At 63.5% G+C, this 22,047-nt stretch carries 17 protein-coding genes; 4 read left to right on the top strand and 13 right to left on the bottom strand.

The window, feature by feature from the left end; translation table 11 throughout:
- The first annotated feature begins 41 nt into the window (after nt 1-41).
- Entirely contained in the window at nt 42-1,655 is a 1,614-nt protein-coding gene (locus RS897_RS33230) for an FGGY-family carbohydrate kinase (RefSeq protein ID WP_315832907.1), read from the top strand.
- A 163-nt stretch (nt 1,656-1,818) separates the two neighbouring features.
- Here RS897_RS33230 and asd read toward each other — a convergent pair whose 3' ends face one another.
- Nucleotides 1,819-2,685, bottom strand: a complete 867-nt coding sequence (asd, locus tag RS897_RS33225; RefSeq protein ID WP_315832906.1) for an archaetidylserine decarboxylase — start codon at nt 2,683-2,685, stop codon at nt 1,819-1,821.
- Nucleotides 2,686-2,720: 35 nt separating this feature from the next.
- Between asd and RS897_RS33220 the strand changes: the two genes are divergently transcribed.
- Nucleotides 2,721-4,376 (top strand): aminotransferase class III-fold pyridoxal phosphate-dependent enzyme, encoded by a 1,656-nt coding sequence (locus RS897_RS33220; RefSeq protein WP_315832905.1) that lies wholly within the window; start codon nt 2,721-2,723, stop codon nt 4,374-4,376.
- A 263-nt stretch (nt 4,377-4,639) separates the two neighbouring features.
- On the opposite strand, the gene RS897_RS33215 is transcribed toward RS897_RS33220, so the two are convergent.
- The 5 genes from RS897_RS33215 to RS897_RS33195 form a co-directional block, all read right to left on the bottom strand.
- The gene (locus RS897_RS33215) at nt 4,640-5,245 is read right to left on the bottom strand and encodes a hypothetical protein (protein WP_315832904.1); all 606 of its coding nucleotides are present in this window, start codon (nt 5,243-5,245) and stop codon (nt 4,640-4,642) included.
- Nucleotides 5,246-5,359: 114 nt separating this feature from the next.
- Entirely contained in the window at nt 5,360-6,040 is a 681-nt protein-coding gene (locus tag RS897_RS33210) for a class I SAM-dependent methyltransferase (protein WP_315832903.1), read from the bottom strand.
- Between the two features lie 64 nt (nt 6,041-6,104).
- Entirely contained in the window at nt 6,105-7,160 is a 1,056-nt protein-coding gene (locus RS897_RS33205; protein WP_315832902.1) for a glycosyltransferase family 4 protein, read from the bottom strand.
- Nucleotides 7,161-7,476: 316 nt separating this feature from the next.
- Nucleotides 7,477-9,057: a tannase/feruloyl esterase family alpha/beta hydrolase gene (locus RS897_RS33200; RefSeq protein WP_407654582.1), complete on the bottom strand. Its 1,581-nt coding sequence runs from the start codon at nt 9,055-9,057 to the stop codon at nt 7,477-7,479.
- 275 nt (nt 9,058-9,332) lie between these two features.
- A complete protein-coding gene (locus tag RS897_RS33195) occupies nt 9,333-10,358 on the bottom strand; it encodes a hypothetical protein (RefSeq protein ID WP_315832900.1) in 1,026 nt (341 codons plus the stop codon).
- Between the two features lie 156 nt (nt 10,359-10,514).
- On the opposite strand from RS897_RS33195, the gene RS897_RS33190 reads away from it, so the two are divergent.
- The gene (locus RS897_RS33190; protein WP_315832899.1) at nt 10,515-11,399 is read left to right on the top strand and encodes a hypothetical protein; all 885 of its coding nucleotides are present in this window, start codon (nt 10,515-10,517) and stop codon (nt 11,397-11,399) included.
- Between the two features lie 12 nt (nt 11,400-11,411).
- Here the strand turns inward: RS897_RS33190 and RS897_RS33185 are convergent, their stop codons facing one another.
- From RS897_RS33185 to RS897_RS33170, 4 genes are all read right to left on the bottom strand, one after another.
- Nucleotides 11,412-12,746 carry an MFS transporter gene (locus RS897_RS33185; protein WP_315832898.1) on the bottom strand — a complete coding sequence of 445 codons (1,335 nt, stop codon included), beginning with the start codon at nt 12,744-12,746 and terminating at the stop codon, nt 11,412-11,414.
- Nucleotides 12,747-12,883: 137 nt separating this feature from the next.
- Complete coding sequence (locus RS897_RS33180; protein WP_315832897.1) at nt 12,884-13,822, bottom strand: DUF6282 family protein; 939 nt, start codon at nt 13,820-13,822, stop codon at nt 12,884-12,886.
- A 47-nt stretch (nt 13,823-13,869) separates the two neighbouring features.
- On the bottom strand, nt 13,870-14,811 hold the full coding sequence (locus RS897_RS33175; RefSeq protein ID WP_315832896.1) for a cupin domain-containing protein: 942 nt from the start codon (nt 14,809-14,811) through the stop codon (nt 13,870-13,872).
- 157 nt (nt 14,812-14,968) lie between these two features.
- Nucleotides 14,969-15,751: an IclR family transcriptional regulator gene (locus RS897_RS33170; RefSeq protein WP_315832895.1), complete on the bottom strand. Its 783-nt coding sequence runs from the start codon at nt 15,749-15,751 to the stop codon at nt 14,969-14,971.
- A gap of 273 nt (nt 15,752-16,024) precedes the next feature.
- On the opposite strand from RS897_RS33170, the gene RS897_RS33165 reads away from it, so the two are divergent.
- Nucleotides 16,025-17,014, top strand: coding sequence for a tripartite tricarboxylate transporter substrate binding protein BugE (locus tag RS897_RS33165; protein WP_315832894.1), 990 nt, complete (start codon nt 16,025-16,027; stop codon nt 17,012-17,014).
- 55 nt (nt 17,015-17,069) lie between these two features.
- Here the strand turns inward: RS897_RS33165 and RS897_RS33160 are convergent, their stop codons facing one another.
- Genes RS897_RS33160 through RS897_RS33150 form a run of 3 tightly spaced genes read right to left on the bottom strand, consistent with a single transcriptional unit; the run spans nt 17,070 to nt 21,762 of the window.
- Nucleotides 17,070-17,879, bottom strand: a complete 810-nt coding sequence (locus RS897_RS33160; protein ID WP_315832893.1) for an ABC transporter ATP-binding protein — start codon at nt 17,877-17,879, stop codon at nt 17,070-17,072.
- Entirely contained in the window at nt 17,876-18,454 is a 579-nt protein-coding gene (locus tag RS897_RS33155) for a FecCD family ABC transporter permease (protein WP_315832892.1), read from the bottom strand. Before RS897_RS33155 ends, RS897_RS33160 begins: the two co-directional genes overlap by 4 nt.
- Entirely contained in the window at nt 18,352-21,762 is a 3,411-nt protein-coding gene (locus RS897_RS33150) for an outer membrane protein assembly factor BamB family protein (RefSeq protein ID WP_315832891.1), read from the bottom strand. The genes RS897_RS33155 and RS897_RS33150 overlap by 103 nt, the downstream gene beginning before the upstream one ends.
- Between the last annotated feature and the right edge of the window lie 285 nt (nt 21,763-22,047).

Genomic DNA, 22,047 nt, shown 5'->3' with positions numbered 1-22,047 from the left:
GTTATGCGTCTCTGCGGTAAATGCGCCCGGATCATTAAGCCATGACACAGTGTTTTCTCGGCATCGATGTCGGCACCGGCAGCGCGCGGGCCGGCGTCTTTGATGAGCGTGGTTCGCTGCGCGGCTCCGCCAAGACGGACATCACGCTCTGGCACGACAGCGGCGGGATCGTCGAGCAGTCGAGCAACGACATCTGGCGCGCGGTGTGCGCCAGCGTACGGGAGGCCGTGCGCTTGGCGGGCGTTACGCCGGAGATGATAGCGGGCATCGGCTTCGATGCGACATGTTCGCTGGTGGTGCTGGGCAAGGGCGGCGCGTCGCTGCCGGTCAGTTCGTCCGGCGACGACGAGCGCAATATCATTGTCTGGATGGATCATCGCGCGGTGGAGCAGGCGCGCCGGATCAACGCGACGGGCCAGTCCGTCCTTCAGTATGTCGGCGGCGCCATCTCACCGGAGATGGAGACGCCCAAACTGCTGTGGCTGTCCCAGCACATGCCTCGGACGTTCGCGGGCGCCTGGCAGTTCATGGACCTTGCGGATTTCCTGACCTGGAAAGCGACGGACAGCCTCGCGCGCTCGGTGTGCACGGTGACCTGCAAGTGGACGTATCTCGCGCACGAGAAGCGCTGGGACGAGGGCTATTTCAGGACGGTCGGTCTCGGCGCTCTGGCCGATGAAGCCTTCAGCCGGATCGGGACCGAGGTGGTGGAGGGCGGCACGCCGCTCGGCCGTGGCCTGACACCTGAGGCCGCAACGGAACTCGGATTGACAGCGGGAACGCCCGTCGCCGCGGGTTTGATTGATGCCCATGCCGGCGGAGTCGGCACTGTTGGCGCACGCGGTGAGGCGGGACACCTGCTGACACGGATGGCCTATGTCTTCGGCACCTCGGCCTGTACCATGTCGTCGACCCCTGAGGCCACCTTCGTGCCGGGTGTGTGGGGTCCGTATTTCTCGGCCATGGTGCCCGGCCTGTGGTTGAACGAAGGCGGCCAATCGGCGGCGGGCGCCGCGATCGATCATCTCGTTCGCATGCATCCTGCGACCGAGGCCGCGTCGAAACGTGCGCAGGCCGATGGTGTTGGGCTCAGCACCTGGCTGTCGCGGGAGGCCGAGCGGCGCGGTGGGGCTGCGGCCGCGATGGCGCTGATCGGCAATCTGCACGTGGTGCCGGAATTTCTCGGCAATCGCGCGCCCTTCGCCGATCCCGATGCCCGCGGCCTGATCGCCGGCCTCGGAATGGACGATGGCCTCGACAATCTTGTTGCGCTGTACCTCGCCGGCGTCTGCGGTCTGGGGTACGGCGCGCGCCAGATCGTCCGCTCGCTGCGCGAAAAAGGCGTGCCGATCGACACCATCGTGGTCAGTGGCGGGGCGGGTGCGAGTCCGCTGGTGCGTCAATTGCTGGCCGACACAACGGGGCTGGTGGTGGCGACCTCGACCTCACCGGAGCCGGTGCTGCTGGGATCCGCCATGCTGGGCGCAGTCGCATCGGGCCGCCATGCCGGCCTTGCGGCGGCCATGTCGGCAATGTCGGAGATCGGAGAAATTCATCGGCCCAGCGTCTCGTCGAGCGACGGGCACACGCGACGCTTCAAGGCCTTTGAAATGTTGCAGCAGACGGCGCGGGCGATCACGTCCGGCCAGTATTGAGGCTGATGTTCGCCCTGATGCTTCGCATAGGTGCCAAGATTCTTTGTCTGTGAGCCGAGGCATCTCAACATTTTCTGTGTCATCGTCCGGCTTGACCGGACGATGACACTGAGAGGGGCGAGAGGCTTCAATTCTTAGCGTCTATGCCAATGCTACTGCCGCCTCAGTCCAACCGCCGCATCAGCGCCTGACCAGCACGCACCCGCAACCCCTCCCGGATATCGTCGCCGAATGCAAAACGACCCGAGGTCAGGATAATGATGGTCGATCCGTGCTCGAACCAGCCCAGCTCCTCGCCTTTGCTGACGGTCGTGTCGCAGGGGTAGACGGCCGGCTTCTGCCGTCGCGTGTTGATCACCAGATCGAGGAAATGCAACCGGATGCTGGCGACCAGGATGGCGGCCACCGGCACCAGGGTCAGGGCTTCGTCGGCACCGGAGCGCATGCGAATGACCGCGCGCTCGTTCTTGCAGAACAGCCGCTCGACACGCTTCAGCGCGATCGGATTGACGTTCCAGGTGTCCCCGCTGATCGAGGTGACCTGGTCGATGTGGCCGTCGTGCGGGGCGTGGAAGCGGTGATACATGCTCGAGGTCAGCCGCAAGGTGATGAAGCGGCCGTTGCGATGGGCCTCCACCAACGCGGGGTCGCCGACGAGATCCAGCAGCGAGTAGGGCGCGCCCTTGATCTGGAACAGTTCGGTGTCGGCGATGGCGCCGAAGGCGCCAACAATGCCGTCGGAGGGGCTCGCCAGCACAGACGGATCGGGATCGAACGGCCGCAGGCCGGGGCGAAGCTCCCGGGTGAAACAGTCGTGCAGGCTGCTGAATTCGGTCTTTTTCGCCTCGCTGAGGTCGAGGTCCGAAAACAGCCGCCAGCAGGCGATCGAGAGGTCGCGGACCCAGGGCTGTTCGATCTTGCTGAACCAGCCCATGAAATTGGTCAGGGCCGCCCGGGGGATGCGGTTGGTGAGCAGGAAGTTGATGTCTTCCTGCTGGGTCAGGCTGGAGATAAGGCTGCGCATTGTCATGATTCTGTTAGCGGCGCTGGGTAGCGCTGTGGGCCATGGATTCGCACATTTTGATTCTGCTGGGGTCGGCGAGCGCGATTGCGCTCGCGATACCCGCCTCCTTGAAGCTGAGAGCACGGTTGATGCTCTCCCGGGCCAAGCATCGTTCGCTGACCGGACACTCGAAAATGTCGCGCCGCGTCGCGCGCCTGATCCCGTTCTACGAGTTCGGCATCGACGATTTCTTTAAGTCCGACGGGGCGCCGCCCGAAGTGGCCGGCCGGCGCCGGGACGGCTTTTTCCGCCTGTCGCAGCTCTATCGCGAACGGTTCGCCCGCAACCGGCAGATGACCTCCCAGGCGTCCGAGGGGATTTCGGACCTGCAGTTCACCGCATCCTACCGGGTGCCGTTTCAGTACAGCCGCTTGGTCCGCGAGAATCTCGGCGCCGGTGTCTTCATGCAGGCGTCGAGCGGCGTCACGGTGACCGACGTCGATGGCAATACCTTCTACGACCTGACCGGCTCGTACGGCGTCAACGTGTTCGGCAACGACTTCTACAAGGACTGCATCGCCAAAGCGCAGGTGCGCGCCGCCGCGCTCGGTCCGGTGCTCGGCTCCTACCATCCCGTCGTCGCGGAAAACGTCGCGCGGCTGCGCGCCATCTCCGGGCTCGACGAAATCTCGTTCCACATGTCCGGCACCGAGGCCGTGATGCAGGCCGTGCGGCTGGCGCGTTATCACACCCGACGATCGCACCTGGTCCGTTTCGCTGGCGCCTATCATGGCTGGTGGGGCGACGTGCAGCCGGGCGTGGGCAATCCGATCGCGCCGCACGAGACCTACACCCTGGCCGACATGTCCGAACGCACGCTGCAGGTGCTGCGAACGCGGCGCGACATCGCCTGTGTCCTGGTCAATCCGCTGCAGGCGCTGCATCCCAATGGCAACGCGCCCGCGGATTCCGCGCTGGTCGATAGTTCGCGCAAGGGGGCCTTCGATCGTGCGGCCTACACAGTGTGGCTCAAGTCGCTTCGCGAGGTCTGCACGGAGCGCGGCATTGTTCTCATCTTTGACGAGGTCTTTGTCGGCTTCAGGCTGGCTCCCGGTGGGGCCCAGGAATATTTCGGCGTGCGCGCCGACATGGTGACATATGGCAAGACGCTGGCGGGTGGTTTGCCGGTCGGCGCGATCTGCGGACGCAAGGACCTGATGCGCCGCTTCCGGGACGACCGTCCAGTCGACGTGTGTTTCGCTCGCGGCACTTTCAACTCGCATCCCTACGTCATGGTCGCGATGGATGAATTCCTGACCCGGCTTGCGGATCCTGCGTTCCGTTCGGTTTACGATGGTCTCGATGCGACCTGGGATGCGCGTGCGCGGCAGTTGAACGAGCGGCTGGCCGCACAGGATCTGCCCGTGCGTGTCGCGAACTTGTCGTCGATCTGGATGGTTCATTATACCGAGCCGTCCCGCTACAACTGGATGCTTCAATACTATCTGCGGGCCGAGGGGCTTGCGCTCAGCTGGGTCGGCACCGGCCGCCTCATTTTCAGCCTGAACTATACCGACGCGGATTTCGCTGAGGTCGCTGAGCGCTTCGTTGCCGCCGCCGGCAAGATGAAGCGGGACGGATGGTGGTGGCACGAGGCCGCGATGACCAACAAAACCATCCGCCGGCAGATCCTCAAGGAAATGATCGTGAGGAGATGAGAGTGAGGCGACGGCCGATATCGATCGGCGCGTCGCCATTGTTCCATGTGCTATAGCGAGATGAAGTTTGGTTGAAGCGGTGTTTTCGCGCCCGCGGCTCACCTCGCCCCGCTTGCGCGGCGGGTGAGGGGGCGTCGCCCTGAGCTCCGCGGATGGGAAGCGCCCCTCATCCCAACCTTCTCCCCGCAGGCGGGGAGAAGGAACATGCTGTCGTTGCCGCAACGATTCGCCCCAAGCCGATCGTGACGGATCAGGTGCCAATCTCAGGCGTGCTTTTCCAGGCCCGGATCGATCAGTTCACCGCGCATCAGGAACAGCGGCGCCTTGTAGTACAGCTTGAGGTCGCTGAACGGGTCGGTCAGGATTTTGGTCATCCAGACCAGGCCGGTCATGACGTCACGGACGAAGAACAGCTGCACGGTCCGGAACAAGAGACCGCCGATGCCGATGGCGAGCCAGATCTTGGCAACCTGCCGCATGAAATCCGCTGGCGTTGTCCAGGGGGTGAACAGGCCGAACAGCGTCGGATCGGCGAACAGCACCAGCGGGGAGAGGGCCCAGATCACCAGCAACACGATCTTGCGCTGCAGATTGTATCCGACCTTGATCTCTTCCTTGTGCTCGTGGGTCGCCTGGTTGACGTGGTCGTAGCCCTTCGGCTCGAAGAACAGATGACCGGCCTGCCGCGTGGTCATCGAGACCAGCCAGCCCACCAGCGCGGCCGCAACCGGATCGACGAAGATCAGGGCATAACCAATCAGAAAGCTGGCGGCGCTGACAAAGTGCAGAGCCTGATTGATGCGGCTGTGGTGATAGTAACGGTGATCGTCCCACCGCTGCTTCTGCAATTCTGTCAGGAAGCGCTTCATAAATCCTCCTTAAACCCGGCGTGGTTTAGCTACATGGGTTCGATGTCTGGTGTGTGACGACATCATAGTGTCGTACACAATGTCGCACGCAACGCGCCGTTGATTATAGAAATTCTAGTTTGCTGTTTTGATCTTGCGGAAGCGGATCAGCGAGAAGTGGCCGAACGGCGGAACGGGCGAACGTTCGACCAATTCCATATTGAGTGGCCGCTTCACCCATTCCGCGTAGCGCGACCAGGCAAACTCGGTGCGCCAGCCGAGTGGGCGCGCGATCGGCGCCAGCAGGTGCTCGATCAATTGCCGCAGTCCGCTGTCGGCGCTGACCCGGCTCAGCAGGATGATCTCGCCGCCGGGCTTGAGCACCCGGGCAAACTCGTCCAGCGTCGCCTCGGGATCGGAGACCGCCGTCACGACATACTGCGCCACCACCACGTCGAACGAGCGTTCCGGAAAATTCAGCTTCTCCGCGTCCATGACGGCGAGGCCTTCGACATTCTTCAGGCGGAGCTCGGCGACTTTGTCTTGCGCCTTGCGCAGCATGGCGGCGGAAATGTCGACGCCGAAGAGGCGGCAGTTCGAGCCGTACAAAGGCAGCGAGATGCCGGTGCCGACACCGACCTCGAGCACGCGGCCGCCGATCTTGTCCGCGGCGCGAATGGCGGCGCGTCGCCCTTTGGCGAACACCGAGCCGAACACCAGGTCATAGAAGGGAGCCCAACGGTCGTAGGCGCGCTCGACCATGTCGGTATCGAATACCAGCTGCTTCGGCGCGTTCGTCTTTGCGATCTCTGACATGGTGTCCTTGCTCAAGGTGTCCGTGCTGGACGTGTACATCTCGGCGAAAATGTCGCCCGTTCGATTAACTGCCTGTCGCGGTTTTCCCCGCGATGCGGTAGGCGGAACGCACCGGCGAACTGGCGCGCAAGTCGCTCAGATTGCCGATGAACTGCCTGGCGCTGCTTTCCCAGGAATGCTCCAGCGCAAAACTCCGGCAAGTCTCGCGCGACATGCCGAGCGCGCGCATGCAGGCTTGTTGCAAATCCGCGTCGATGGCGCCGACGGGCTGGTCTGCGATCACGTCGATCGGGCCGGTGACGGGAAACGCCGCAACCGGGGTGCCGCAGGCCAGCGCCTCGAGCTGAACCACGCCAAAGGTATCGGTCAGGCTCGGGAATACAAACACGTCGGCGGCGGCCACATGTGCGGCGAGGTCGCGACCGGTCTTCTCGCCCAGGAACTTCACCGTCGGATATCGGCGCGTGAGTTCGGCCCGCTGCGGCCCGTCCCCGATCACGACCTTGGTGCCCGGCAGCTGCAGCGAGAGAAACGCCTCGAGATTCTTTTCAACCGCGACACGGCCGACATTCATGAAAATCGGCCGCGGCAAATCGAGCGCAGCCACGTGATCCGGGGTGAAGAGGTCGGTATCGACCCCGCGGCCCCAGGTGCCGAGCCGGCCGAAGCCGCGCGACGCCAACTCTTTCCGCAACGACTTGGTCGCCACCATGGTCATCGCGCCGGCGGCATGAAAGCGCCGGAGCACTTCGTAGCCCCAGGAAAGCGGGATGATGGAACGAACGGCGATATATTCGGGAAAACGCGTCGTATAGGAGGTCGTGAACTTCAGCTTCCTGCGGCGGCAGTAGGCGCGCACGGCCCATCCGATCGGGCCTTCGGTTGCGATGTGAATGGCGTCGGGGGCCGCGGCTTCAATCCTGCGCGCGATTTCCCGTTTGTTCGGCAGCGCAATCCGCAGTCCCGGATAGGTCGGCACGCCCACGGACGGAAAACCCTCGGGGACCAGGAACTGAACCTTGGCACCGAGCGCCGATGCGCTGGCGGCCAGCGATGTCAGCGTGCGGACCACGCCGTTGACTTGCGGATGCCAGGCGTCGGTTGCGATCAGGATGCGCATGGCCGGCGCTCTTCAAGGTGCTCTTTGATTCCCATCACCGCACGTTTAGCCAAATATATCTCAGGCGTATGACGAACAGCGGTATTGTGACGCTTGAGTTGTGTTGTCGGCGCGTCATGTGCCGCGCGAAAAAGTGCCGCTGTTACGCTGGCGTCATGAATCCGAAAACATCATGTCACACGAGGCGCGAGTCTCGGTTGCTGTCAACGGCGGGTGCGAGCGAGTAGCCCGGATGAGCACAGTGATATCCGGGGCTGAAGAGCGAAAAACCCGCGGGTATCGCTGCGCTCACCCGGGCTACCAGTCACCATCATTTTCAAGGCGTACAGTAAAAGCTCGACGCAGCATTGACTGGCCCGGACTTGTAATGCGGCCACGCCGGCCACTGACACAGCGGCAGGGCGCGAACCGTACTGAAAGAAGGCGCCTCGGTCTTCTGTTCGACAACGTCGAGATCGCCGGGAACCAGACCCTTTTCCACCCAGTCCACCAGCGCGCTCAGCATGTCGACATTGGCCGGTGCACCGGCGCCGACGTGATCGACACCGGGCGCGGTGTAGAGTCGTGCGAACTCCGCCGTTTCCGTTTTGCCCAGCGCGCGTTGTACGTTTTCAAAATAGCGAATGCCGGCATAGGGGCTCTGCGCATAGTCGGCCATGTGTTCGAGCATGATCAGCCTGCCGCCGCGGGCGCGAAACCGCGACAGATCCGGATTGGTCGAATCCATCAGGCGCGACACTTCGAGCAGTCGCGTTTTGTGATCTTCCAGCTTGTAGGTCCTGACATCGAGCTTGGGATCGCGCGCGAACACATACTGGATGCCGCCGGCACCGTAGATCCATGCAATTCCGTTGGTCTGCGCCGGCGGTTGTGCCGGCGGGCTGCGTCCCAGCCACCAGGACATCCATCCGCCCGTGGGACCGAACGACGGATTGTTTTCGCCCGACACGCCCCAGCCGGGATAGTCGTCGAGGCCGTTGGCAAGGGTGAAGGGGAATTTGAAGGGGGAATGCAGTGTGTTGATCGCCTTGATCTGCGCCGCGGTGAGGCACTGGTCGCCCTGTTGGCCCTCCGCGCAACGTAACGTCTCCGGTGAGAACTTCGCCTTGCAGCCGACGGGATCGGCAATCAGTTGATCATCCGCGCCGTCAGCCGTGTCGCAGGCTTTCAGCACCGCATCGGCGACCAGCTTCACCTGCGCCGGTCGGATCCAGTTATCATCCATGGTCACAAGTCCGGACCGTGTCCCGGCATGCTGCAGCCCGACCCAGTTGATCACGGGCACCCGCGCAAAGATGCCGTCGAAGTCGTCGGGATAACGCTGCGCCATGGTCAGCGCCTCGCGACCGCCTTCCGACGATCCCATGAAGTACAGTTTTTCCGGCGGCTTGCCGTAGGCGCGCGTCATCAGGGCGACGGCGGCGTCGCGAACCTTCTTGTAGGAGAGGTGCGCGAAATTCTCGAAGGCTTCATCGTTGAGCGCAAACACCTGCGGCAATTCTCCGGGCTTGGTCTCGTGGCCGGAGTCCGTGCCATAGGTGACAAAGCCGCGCGCCAGCGGCGCCGGCTTGTCGAAGGGATAGGCCGGCGGCAGGCCGAGGCCGGTGATCAGCATGCCGTTGAAGCCGCCGCCGCCATATTGCAGCGAGCGGCCGTTCCACTGCACCGGCAGGTTGACCTGGAATTTGATCGGCGGCGCTTTGGGATCGGTCGGCGCGATCTGCCCCAGCACCTTGCAGAACGCTGGATTGGCGGGCGAGATCAGTGCAGCCGGCGTCGGGCCGCGCTCGGCCACCGCAAGTGGCGAGGGGGCCTGCAGGCTCGCGGAATCGATCCGTACCGCGCCTTGCGCTGGCCCCGTAAGACCGGCGCAGGTCGCAGCCGGATCGCCGGCCATGTCCAGCGCCGCTGCGGGGGTGGGCGAGATCGCCGCCAGTGCCGCCATCACAACTGCGCCGCACATCCCGGCATCGATCCGAAATCGCACCATTGTTTCCACCCGTTTCTTGTCCAGCGTTCATGGGACTCGATTGAACGCTGGGGCGGATCGTCAGTCAATCGAAGCGCAACGCAAGATGTGTGCTGCACACGCTGACGCGGATGGATGGGGGGCGCTTGCCGTCGCACGCTCTTGCGGCGATCAGCAGCCTCGCCGGGATTGGCCGGTGCCGATCAAGCGCGCGCGCTGGATCGGGCCAGCCGTTGCAGTTCTGGGTGCACTGTATCGGCCGAAGGCGTCGCGCGCTCCAGGTCCAAGTCCACACTCAGCTCCAGCTTTGGGCCCTGCTTGATGAATTGCTCCAGCAGGTCGGTGATCTGGCCGATGTCGGCGTCGTTGTCCAGATCTTGGTTGTCCAGATCTTGATCGAGCAAGTCTTGATCGCGCGTGTCTCGGTTGTGCCTCGGCTCCGCCGCGATCGGCGCAGGGGCCGCGATCCGCGACGGTGTCACGCGCCGTGGCGGCTCACTGGTCACAACTGGCTCCCAGTTGACGGACCGGCGTGCACGGGTGTCCTGCCGTGCTGCGCGTTGCCGCGCGGACAGTCGAAAAACGATGCTGGCGACCACACCCGCCAGCGCGAGCGCACCGGCGATGACCAGAAGCAGGGTATGGATCGGCTCGGATGACTTTGTTGCGGCCCGCGCTGCCGGCGTCGCATCCCCCTGCGCCGGCTGCGAAGCCTGAGGAGCAGGGGTTGGAGGGGAGGTGGCTGATGTTGGCGCGGCGGAGGCGTCATTTGCTGGCGGGGTCACCGTCGCTTGTTGGGCATGCGTGTCCTGCGGCGCACCCACCGGATTGGCTGGTGACCAGAGGGCCGTTTGCGGGACGGAACCCGTGGCGTCCGGCGCGCTTGCCGCCGGCGGTGCTGGCCATTCGGCATGGGCGTCTTGAACTTTAATGCCGTCCGGCTGGCGCGCCGGTGCGCGCGCGGCCGCAGGCGCAGGGGGTTGCAAAGCCACGGGCTGTGACGCCGCGCTTTGGGCCGTGCTGTCGCCGGGCGCGCGGAGATACCAGCATTTCTGCTGGGTGGCGCGATCGAGGTGGTAATACCAGCGCTGGCCTTTCGGCGCTGCGCCTTGCGGGCCGGACAGGCACGCGTCAGGTGCCGCGCTGGCGGTGTGTGGAACCGCAGCCAAAGCCACACCGGCGAGCACACTCGCCAGAGTTGCGGATATCAATGTTGCTGCTCGGTCCACCTGGTCCCCTGTTGTCGTTGTCCCACCCCCGTAGACATCGCAATCTCGGTCAACAGTTGGGTCGCAATGAGCCGCAAATCGGGAGAGGATGCGGCGTAATCGGGACCCAGGCGCGAATGCGGATTGCGCCCGGCGGAGCCTTTGGGGGGGAACACCATGGAGCCGGGAAGGTGCCGTCTGTGTCACACCGAGACCGACCTGCATGCCAGTCATATCATCCCGAGCTTCGTGCACCGCTGGATCAAGAAGGACGGCCCCACGCCATTTCTGCGTTTGAACGATGCGCCGAACAAACGGCGGCAGGACGGCATCAAGCGTTATTGGCTCTGCACCGATTGCGAGCAGCGGTTGAGTGATTTTGAGCGCGAATTTGCCACGGATATTTTCCACCCGACCATCGCAAAGGGCGTGCATCGCATCACCTACGGGCGATGGCTGCTGAAGTTCTGCACCTCGTTGAGCTGGCGGGCGCTGCTGATGACGGCGGAGCATTACGGCTTCGCGACATGGCCGGAGCCCCACAAGAGCAGGGCGCCGCTGGCGTTGGAGACATGGCGCAGGTTCCTGCTCGGCGAGATCGAGCATCCCGGCGAATTCGTCCAGCACCTCCTGGTGTTCACCCCCTGGAGTGAAGCCGGGGATGATGTTCCCCGCAATATCAATCACTACCTGCAGATCGCCATCGAGCTGGACATCGCGTTAGGCCCGGATATCGGCAACACCTATGTGAAGTTCGGGCCGTTCATCATCCTCGGCTTTTTCCTGCTGCGCTGGCCCGGCGAGTGGCGGACCAGCCGGATCAGCCTGAAGCAGGGCAGCATCGCCGGTGGAAAATACCTGCTTCCAGGCGCCTTTCGCGGGCACCTGTTCGAGCGGGCGCGCGGTCATGCGGCGCTTTACAAGGACATCTCGCCGCAGCAGAAATCGATTATCAGCGAAGCCTGGGCGAAAGACGCCGACCGCATCAAGGACTCGCGCACGTGGCAGGTGCTTCAGCTCGATCTCGCGCTGTTCGGAGATGAAGCTCTCGGCGTGTATTGATTGTGTGGTGCGTCATCCGCCCGCATGTGATCCGCTCCCCGTTGCCAGCCGCAGCGTGCCCCCGGCGGTCTCTGAGGCATTCGTTGGATCGCTGGCCTCATCGGTTTCGCTCAGGTCGCGCCCGTTGGTCTCCGGCAAGAGCGCAATCGCGAACAGCACGAAAAAGTAGGCGCTGACCGCGATCAGGGCCATGGCGTCGCGCAGCGGCAGGTGGCCGCTGCCGCTGATCAGGCCGACCACGGTCGGGAAGAAAGCTCCCGCCGCCCGCCCGAAATTATACGAAAAGCCCTGGCCGCTGCCGCGGATGGCGTTCGGAAACAGTTCGGTGAAATAAGGTCCGAGTGCGGCGTAGATGCCGAGGATGGCAAAGCCCAGCACGAAATCGAGACCGAACAGTATGGCCATGCCGCCGGGCACATAGAGATAGGCCGGAATGAAGATCCAGTTCAGCAGCGCAAACAGCAGGAAATTGCCGCGCCGGCCGATGGCGTCGCTGAGATAGGCGGCAACGATATAGCCGACGAAGGAGCCGATGGTCAGAACGAACATGTGGTAGCCGACCGCCACGGTCGAGATCTCGCGCACCGTCTTCAGGAATGTCGGCAGCCAGATCCCCATGGAGAATCCGCCGGCCTGCACGCCAAGCGCAAGCAGCGAGGTCAGCACCGTGGTGCGCAGATAGCGTGGATGAAAAATCGTCAGCGGGCTGACATGGGTCTGGCCGGCCTTGGCGCGGGCCGCCCGCGCGACCAGGAACACCTTGGGCTCCGGGATGCCGCGCAGCGCCAGCAGGATGAAGACGGCGGGCAGCGCGCCCAGCCAGAACATCCAGCGCCAGGCCTGGGTGTCCGGCAGGGTGGCGAACAGCAGCGATGACAGCAGGGCCGCGAAGGCGTAGCCGACGGCATAGGCGCTTTGCACGGTGCCGACCGCCTTGCCGCGATACTGCGCGCGGATGACTTCGCCCATCAGCACCGAACCCGCGGCCCATTCTCCGCCGAAGCCGATGCCGGACAGGATACGGGCGACGAGCAGTTCCTCGAAGGAGTTGGCGAAGCCGCTCAGCACCGTGAACACGGCGAACCAGGCGATCGCGAGTGTCATCACCCGCACGCGGCCGATCCGGTCGGACAGGATGCCCGCCGCCCAGCCGCCGACCGCGGAGGAGATCAGCGCCGATGTCCCGAGAAGACCGGCCTGCGCATTGCTCATGCTCCAGGCGGCAATCAGGGTCGGGACCAGGAAACTGTAGAGCTGGGTATCCAGCGCATCGACAGCCCAGCCGCCGAAGCAGGCGTAAAGCGTCTTGCGTTCGGTCCGCTCGAGGCTGGTGAACCAGGTGAACATAACGTCTCCTCCCTGTGTGTTGGCCCTCGGTGTCTGTCGTTGCCTCGCGCCGGGAGGCGAGGTCCATGCCCGGCGCGATTGTCTGGATTGCGCTGCTGCCTCAGGAGGCGAGCAGATCGTTTGCGTGCAATCGCGTGTCAGGCCGCGGCGGCGACCAGCTCTTCGAGGCCGAGCACCTGCGCCGTATTGATCGACACCATCTGGCGGATGTCCTGATCGGAGTAGCCGAGCTCCAGGCACAGTTGGACACCGCGACGAAAACCTTCCAGCGGGCTGAACACGCCGACCTGGCCGAGATCCGAGCACAGGATGGTGCGTCCGACGCCGGCCGCCTCGATCTGTTGGCGCAGGTCGTCACTTGTGCGCGTCTTGAACTTCGATCCCTCCAGGAACATGCACAGCGAGTGCTCCGCATAGGCGCCCATCGCCGCGATGCCCTTCACGTCGTTCAGGCTGGCAGCGACGATGTCTTCGGGATGGGTGAAGATCAGCCGCTTGACGCCGCGCCGCCTGGCTTCCTCGAACACCAGCCAGGTCTCGCTGACATGCAGGTGACCGCTGGCCAGCGCCATGTCGCTTTTCGCCACCGCATCCAGCACCTCCTTGACGTCGTCGCGAATGCGCTTGTTGGCATCGAGCACCGGCACCGCCGTCGCGGGTCGCATCTTCTGGGTCGACGCCGGATGCGTCCAGGCGGAGGTCTTTTCCCAGCTCAGGTGGTTCTCGGCTGAGAGCGTCGGCATCCACACAATGCGGCCGCCCATCGCGGCTGTGTGCTCGACGGCATAGGGGTTCATGCCGCCCACCACATTGTTCAGCACCACGCCGGAAAAGATCTTGGTGGTCAGCTCCGGGTGATGCCGCGAAATCAGCGCCGCGGTCGCGACCCCGGCATAGTCGTGGTCCTTGGTCACCACGGCGGCAAACCCCGCCTGCGACAGCTCGCGCGCGAGCTCCAGGTGATCGATGCCGCGCGGGGCGATCGATGGCCCGCTGTGGACATGCGGGTCGATCGCGCCTTTCAGCAGGGCATCGATACGATTTGTGCTGGCGATATCCAGGTTTGCGGCGTCCATGATGGTGTCCTTCTCGAAGCTCTCAATGGAGGAGGGCGGTCGGCTGGTCAGGCGCGCGGACCGGCCGCGTCGGTCGGCATCGGATAATCGGCGGCGTTCAGCACCCAGCCGGGCTTCTGGGAGAAATCCAGCCGCGGCGGACAGAAGATATCGACCAGCAGGTTCACGCCGTCGTCCATGCCGCGCGAGGTGTGGATCGCCGGCGGCGGGATCACCATTGCCGAGGGCGAGGCACAGTATTCGTGCCGGTCGGCGCGCCAGGTGTTGAGGTTGGTGGTCCACGGCCAGCGCAGGTGATGAGTGAAGGCGCCCTGCAGAGCCAGCGAGATCTGCTCGAAATCGTCATGGTGATGCGGCGACAGCTTGGTGACGTCGCGTGGTCCCTGCTGCACCGGCAGCACGTTCACCATCATGGTCGAACCGCGCCAGATCCGTCCGAACCGTCCGGGCTCATCGGGCACGTCAAGCGAATAAGCATGCACCTTTGCCGCTGTCACGGGCGCCGGCCAAGGCGCGAAGACAGCGACATGCGCATGCGCGACCTCATAGGCGGCGGCATTGACGCTCGCCGCAGTGAGATCCTCGGCGCGGGTGGTGAACAGGCGGACCACCGGGCCTGTGCCTTTGATCCTGATCTCGCTGTTGCCGGGGGGAATGAAGGCGATCGAATACCCGGCAACGGTGACGCTGTCGCCGCCGTCGATCGTGATCTCGGCACTCACGCCCGCATTCGGTAGCAGCAGCACGTATTCGTCCGGCTGTGATATCAGGGAGAAGCGGGCGCCGTCGCGCGCCTCGCTATAGACCAGCACGCAATTCTGGCTGCGGATCAGCCAGGTCTGGCCGTTGGCGTCGTCGCACTGCGGTTCGCTGTCGTAGAACTTGCCGCAGTCGGCATCGGCGAAGGTGCCCTGCGCTTGTGTCGGAGCGATCGGCATCAGCGACGCGCGCGGATCAGAACTGTCGTACATGGCTAATGCTTCGGCCATCAGGACTGCGCATTCGCGCGTCGCCCGGGTCGCCTCGCTCCCTGTGTTGCCTCAGTTTCGTTGTTTCAGTAGTTGAAACAATGTTCTGATTATGATCAAGCCCGCGACAAGGCTTGTCAAGAGGGGCGTTCCTGCGGTTGTTTCGCGAGGCTTGCGGTCACTCCATGACGTAGCCCAGCGCAGTCGACACCTGACGCGCAGCGCTGACCGTCTTGTTGATCTGTTCGGCCGTGGGCTTCTCGGGGATGAACTGCACGGAATCGACAATCGCCAGGATTCCCACGAGCAGGCCGGAGGCGTCGAAAATCGGGGCCGCCAGCGCATTGAGGCCGATGACGATTTCGTTGGGCGCAATCGCCCAGCCGTTGCGGCGCACGCGCTCGACCTCCTTGCGCAGCGCGCCGGGGTTGACGATGGTCGCGTGGGTGCGGCGCTCCAGGCGCATGGTCATCACCGCCGCCCGCAGCGCCTCGTTGCCGAATGCGAGTGCGATCTTGCCCTGCGCCGAGCAGTGGAAGTCGAGCAGAGATCCCGCTTTAACGCCTATTTCCAGAGTGGATTTGCCGGGAACGGTGGTCAGCACGCGCACACCGTCCGGCTCCGCCCGGGTGATCACCGTGGAATGTCCGAGGCTGTCCCTCAAGTCCCGCATCGCGCGGGCACCGGCGGTGACGACGTCGATCCCGTCGCCAACCGCTTGCCCCAGCCGGATCAGCCGGCTGCCGAGTTGATAGCGCTCGCTCTCCTGGACCTGCACGATGTAGCCGTGCTGCACCAGCGTCTGAAGATAGCGCCAGATCCGGCTTTTGGTGGTGCCGAGCGCCACGGCCATCGCCGAGACGCCCATCGGCTTTCCTTCCTGCGCCAGAATTTCCAGGATCTGCATCGCCAGCACGACTGCTTGAACGCCATCTCCGCTCGATCCCGTGACACGCGGCATTTCGGTTGTCCTTGGCGTTGGAGGCAGCCCGTTGCCCAGGCCGCGGCATTCATTTAACAGAATATCGTTTCAACTATCGATACAACGTGGGGAAAGGCTCGACAAGCTGCTGCCTGGGCGAATAGCGCCGGATCCGCATGGCCCGGGCGCAGTTCGTGGACGCGCCGCTTGTTCCGCTCGCATGCTATGTCGCCGAAACGCTTTGATCGTGCAGGTGATCAATGTATCAATCCCGCAAACGTCGCCTTGAACACAGGATTAGGACTGTTGCAAATGACCCAAAAAGCCTTGATCGACCGTCGCGCCGTGCTGGGCGGATTTGCCGCAGCTGCTGGCGCATTGACATGGCCGGCGCATGCGGCCGGCTATCCGGAACGAGTCGTCAAGATTGTCGTGCCGTTTGCGGCCGGCGGCACCACGGATATCATCGCGCGCATCCTGTCGCTCAAGATGCCGCAACTGCTGGGACAGAGCGTCGTGGTCGAAAACAAGGGGGGCGGCGGCGGCATCATTGGCGCCACCGATACGGCGAGGTCTGCGCCCGATGGCTATTCCCTTGGCATTGCCACCGTCTCGACCGTTGCCACCGCGCCGGCGATCCAGCCCAAGACGCCTTACAATCCGCTCACCGATTTCACGCCGATCATCAACGTCGCGGCGACACCGAACGTGATCTCGGTCCATCCCTCGTTTCCGGCCAAGGACTACGCCGGCTTCCTGGCGGAGATCAAGGCGAACCCGGGCAAGTATACCTATGCGACCCCCGGCGTCGGCTCGATCATGCACCTGCAGACCGAGCTGTTCCTGGACATGACCGGCACCAAGATCCGCCACGTGCCTTATCGCGGCGCCGGGCCCGCCCTCAACGATGCGGTGGCCGGCCAGGTCTCGATGATGTCGGACAATTTCCCGTCGTCGCAGCCGTTCTTCGGCAGCGGCATGCTGATCCCGATCGTGGTCTCGGCGCCGAAACGGATCGCGGCATTCCCGAACGTGCCGACCTTTGCCGAGGTCGGCTTGCCCGTCGTCAACCGCGTGGCCTTCTACGGCATCGTCGGACCGAAGGGATTGCCCGAGGACATCGTCAAGAAAGTGCATGACGTGGTCAAGAAGACGCTGGAGGACCCCGACGTCCGCAAGCGCATCGAAGAGACCGGCTCCGACGTCATCGGCAATTCGCCGGCCGAATTCGCTGAGCAGATCAAGGCCGAGTACGAGGTCTACAAGAAGGTGGTCGCGGACCGGAATTTGCAGCCGGAGTGATCTTGGCTATCTGTCGCAGGATCGTCAGCCGCCGTCGTCCGATGCGGCGTATGGTTTAGAGCTTCCGTTCCGGTGGATTCGGAACGGAGGAAGCTGCGACCCGGTCGTCGACGATAACCTGCAAGGCGCCGCGGGCGTACCGCTCGACCCGGGCTTCGACGCCGTAGACCCGGGCCAGCATCTCCGGGGTGATCGCGACCTCGGGGGGACCTGCGATCTTGAGAGCCCCCCGTTCCATCATGATGATGTTGTCTGCCCAGCGGGCTGCAAACGCCAGGTCGTGCAGGACAACGATTGCGATGCGATCGTCGCCCACATAGTTGCGGACCAGGCGCATGACGTCGAACTGATGCCCCAGATCCAGTGCGCTGGTCGGCTCGTCCAGCAACAGAAGCTGTGGGCGCCTCACGATGGACTGAGCGAGGCTTGCGAGCTGGCGCTGGCCGCCGGAGAACGTATGTAGCGGCTGTAGCGCAATGTCGGCGATGCCGACCTGCGCCAGCGTATCGATGGCATGAGCGAGCGGATCGTGCGGCGATGGCCTGGCGAGGTGCAACGCACTCAGCATCGCTTCCAGCACAGTGAGATCAGTCGTTTGCGGCAGGCTTTGCGGCATGAAGCCGATCATCTCCGCGCGAACTCTGGCTGGGAGCGGCAGGATGTTTTTTCCGGCCAGTCGCGCCTGTCCTGTCGCGGGCAGAAGCCCGGCAAGTGCCCGAAGCAGGGTCGATTTGCCGGCGGCGTTTGGCCCGACGATGGCGGCGATTTCGCCCGGTCTGATCGGCCCAAGGCTGAGATTCCCGATGATGGGGCGGCCGGGATATCCGGTCGACAGCGACTCCACGGTGAGATCGATCGTGTTCACGCGTATGTCCTCCGCCGCAGGATCAGCGCGAAGAAGACCGGCAAGCCGATGATCGCGGTGACGATGCCGATCGGAACGAGAACGCCTGGAATGGCCAGTTTGCTCACCGTCGAGGCGACCGACATGATCAGCGCGCCGGACAATGCGCTGACAGGCAGGAAAAAGCGGTGATCTTCACCGATCAGGAGACGGGCTATGTGTGGTCCGGCCAACCCGACAAAGCCCACGGTGCCCACGAGCGCCATGGCGCTTGCGGTCAGCAAGCTGATGCGAATGAGAGAAGCAAGACGCAGGCGCTTGACGTCCACGCCCATGCTGCGAGCCCGGTCCTCGCCAAGTCGCAGCGCGGTCAGCGGCCAGGCGGCGCGCAGGGTGAAAGGCACAACGCACAGCACGACGATCGCGACGAACTGGAGCTTGTTCCAGTCGGCGCGCGAAAGACTGATGAGCTGTCCGATCGGCCGTCGCTCCGCTACGCGGGGGCGGCGGCAACGCCCGAGGCGTCGATGACTTTCACCACGCCTGACGCGCAGATGAACCCGCCGCCCAGCACGACCGCGACCAGCTTGACCCACAGCGGTTCGAAGACCGTCCCAAGCCGTACGATCAATCCCGCCGCCACAAGCGCGTTGAACGTAATCGCCATCGGGGCCTTCATCCTTCCGTAGATGGCGAAGAGGGCTAGAAAAACGCCTAAGCATAGGCCGAAGACACACACGATGATCGCCGTCCCCTCGGCGATACCGATCCCTGAGAACGCAAGGGCGAGCGGATTGGCGACCAGATCGGCGAGGACCGCGAGGGTGGGAAAACACCACAGGATGGTATTGATGGCCAGCGCATCGTCGTTTCCCTCATTGGTCTCGATGTCGGACCATAGGAGCAAGCCACGCGCTGCCAGCCCGAAGCTTGCGAGCAGCAAACCGCGAATGGCACCAAATATGACCTTCGCGGTGGGGGAAAGCGCCGTCAGCTTATCGGCGACCGTGGCGCTCAGCGCCCCGACCCCGGCACTGACCATTGACCAGACGATTTGCGCGACGCCTCCCAGGATGCCGGATAGCTGCGCGGCACCGGCGAGCGCACGACGGCCGCTGGAGACGGCCGCGATCGCCAGCGAGGCCGGCACCGCCACCAGCAGACAAGCCAGATCGAGGCCGGTCAGGTCGCTCCTGGTCAGGGATCGGTAGAGATCGGATACGAACGGGATCGTAATGGTCTCGTCGCGGATATACGACCATGCAGCCGCAAGGATTTTCTCCAGCAGGCGCATGGCGCCGTCGAATACCGCGGCGAGGATATCCAGGCCCACATTGATGGCGCCGCGTACCAGTTCCAGGAAGAAATGGAAGCTCTGGGCGAACAGGTCGTCGTTCGACGGCCCCAGTGCGCTTTTCAGCCGATCCAGCGAGGTCTTGACGTCGCCGGTCACCCGGCCCTGAAGATCGTCCACGAACCGCGAAATCTCGTTCTGCAGATCGCCTGGCAGTGTGAACGCGGGAATGTGGATCGCCGAACCGGGAGCCGCGGCCAGGGCATGGGTCTTGATCGCCTGCTCGCTCAGAAGATTGTCGTTCATCTTCGACTGCAGCCAGTTCGAGCTGGCCCCGCCCTTGGCGGGACTGTTCGGGCCGGCGTTGTGTTGCTGCACACCGCTGCCCGACTGCTTGCCGATACGGTCGTCGAGGTCGTCCAGCGCGCGGTTGAGCTTGCTGCGCATGTCCGCGAAGGCCTGGTCACCCTTCTCGCGCGCCTGCGTGAGCAGGCTCTTGCCGCCCTCGGTCTGCGGCTTGAGCAGCCGGTCGAAGGCCTTGCCAATATTCGCCTTGATGTCGTTTTTGAGGCTGACGATGCCGTCCCAGTTGAAAATCAGGCTGAGGGTTTCCAGCACCTTGTCGATGGCGCCGACGATCTCGTTGAAGATGCCGTGGATGATGCCAATCGCGTGTTCGACCGTGTCGACGACGAAGTCCATCGTCCTTTCGATGCCGTTGATGACAGCCGTGACAACGGTCTTGACCACATCCTTGGCCGCATGCTCGACCTGCCTGGCGGCATAGACGATGGCGTTCTTGACCTTGGCGGCTCCGCTTTTCACCGCATCCCAAAAGTCGCCCCACGACATCAGCAGGTTTTCATGGCTCACCGGATGATCCTTGAGCCAGCGTTCGATGTCCTGCTTGCTGCCGAAATAGCCGAAGGTCGAACGCGCCGGATCGAGATCGAATGCGAACGCCCTGTTGCAGACGAGCTTGCATTGGTAGTTGCCGGCCTTGCAGCAGCAAATGGTCCCCATGTCGCAGCCGGGCGCGAGGTAACGCTTGCCGGCCGCCGCCAGCAGCGTCTTTCTGTTTTCGAGCGAGTCCTTTACCATACTGCTGGTCGCGCCGATCATGCCCGCGACGTTGGTCATGATCTTGTTGTCCTTGCGGTATTTATCCACCACAATGAGATTGCCGTCGTAGCCCTTGGCGGTTTGCAGTCGCGCCTGCGTCACTTTTCCGAGCTCATCGTGGAGCTGCGCGTCCGGCCGCACCAGAACCCGGTCGTCGGGGTCCATGAAGCTTGTGAGCAATGTCAACGCGGGGCTCGTCAGGCCGCTGCGGAACACGCCTTTGGAATCGACATCCCCGGCCGGCATGTCGATACGCAGCTTTCCGGTGCTGTCGGTCTTGAGCGGCGCGGCGGTCTTGGCGTCGATATTGAAAGAGACACCGCCGCTCTTGATCGTGATTGGGCTGGTGCAACCGACCATCACAGTCTGCGTCGCCCATGGACTGCCGCTGCGGTCGTAAAGAGTGATCTCGGAGTGGACGCTGGGCTTCTTCGTTTCATTGCCGCTCGCGAAGGCGAAGTCCTGCACCAGAACCGACTCGGCATAGAATTCGCGCACGATGTCGGCGAGGCGGACGGCGCCGATGGCGCCAATGTCCTGGTAGTAGACGACGCCGTTGTCGATGCCGATGATGTAACCATTCTGACCGGTCCTGTGCTTGATCACGGTTCCGGTCTGCGGATCGGCCGCATAGATGAAGGTGTCGTTTTTCTCTGTGCAGACGGCATACACAAGCCCATCGTCCTGAAAGATACTGTTGATCGCCCCTGAGCCGAGCCGAAGCTGCCGCACCGCCTTGCCGGTCACCGCATCGAAGACAAAGATGCGGCCATCGCTAGTTCCGGCATAGCAGAATTTCGGGTCGGCGGCGGCCGCCACCGTCAGCTTGGCATTGACCTCGACACGCCATGCGATGGTTTGCAACGTGGCATCCAGCGCGATCAGCGTCTTTTCTCTCAGAATGAAGAAGGTCACAGGCCCATTCGACGCTCCGCCGGAAAAACCGGTTATGGTCAAGCCGGGGATGGTGATCGTGCTGCGGATCGCGAGTGTCAGCGGATCGGTCACATCGATGAAGTTCGGCTTCCGCGGCACCAGCACAGCATCAGGTGCCAGCACCGGGAAGTCCTGGATCTCACTGTTGGGCACGTCCAGGATGACCTGTCCGCCATTGGTTGGGGCGATCCGACAGACGCCAGTCTTCTGAGCGAAGAAATAGACCGATCCGGCTTGCGACTGCACCCAGCCTGGCTCGGTATTGTATCGGCCGAATGCGCGAGGTGCGGCATTCCCCTCGATATCCGCCTTGTAGATATTCCCGTCGATGCTCAACGCCACCAGCCCGCCGTCGAACGGCTGCACCGCACGGACGTTACCGTTGAAACCGGTTAGCTGATATTGCAGCTCACCCGTCACCTGATCGTAGCCGTAGACAGTGTCGTGACCCAGCCACACTTGGCCATAAGCAACGCAGAATCCAAACATGTTGTTATTCGGCAGGGGCTTGGTCCAGTTGGCGGTGGCAGTGGAAGCAAGGAGAATGCTCATTGTCACGCTCCAATCCAAAGAGCAGCGACCGGACGCCCGGCGGGGCGCCTGTTGAATAAACTGCGATCAAATCGATCCGCCGAATGCTGCTCGAAATGCGGCGGCGGCCGTGCAGGCTATCCGCCAAGTTGTTACGGCATCGCTACCGCACGCAGGCTAGTTTTAAGCGATTTAACGACTCATTCAGATTGGCATTTGACGAAGTTTGTCGACCAAGCCTCGACGCGGCGGCGCCTTTTGGCGCCCGCAGGTGGAAAGGGGGCGGCACGCGGCGATGCGCAAGAC

Source organism: Bradyrhizobium prioriisuperbiae (genome assembly GCF_032397745.1).
GTDB classification, from domain to species: Bacteria; Pseudomonadota; Alphaproteobacteria; order Rhizobiales; family Xanthobacteraceae; genus Bradyrhizobium_A; species Bradyrhizobium_A prioriisuperbiae.
This window is presented reverse-complemented; position numbering and strand designations above follow the sequence as displayed.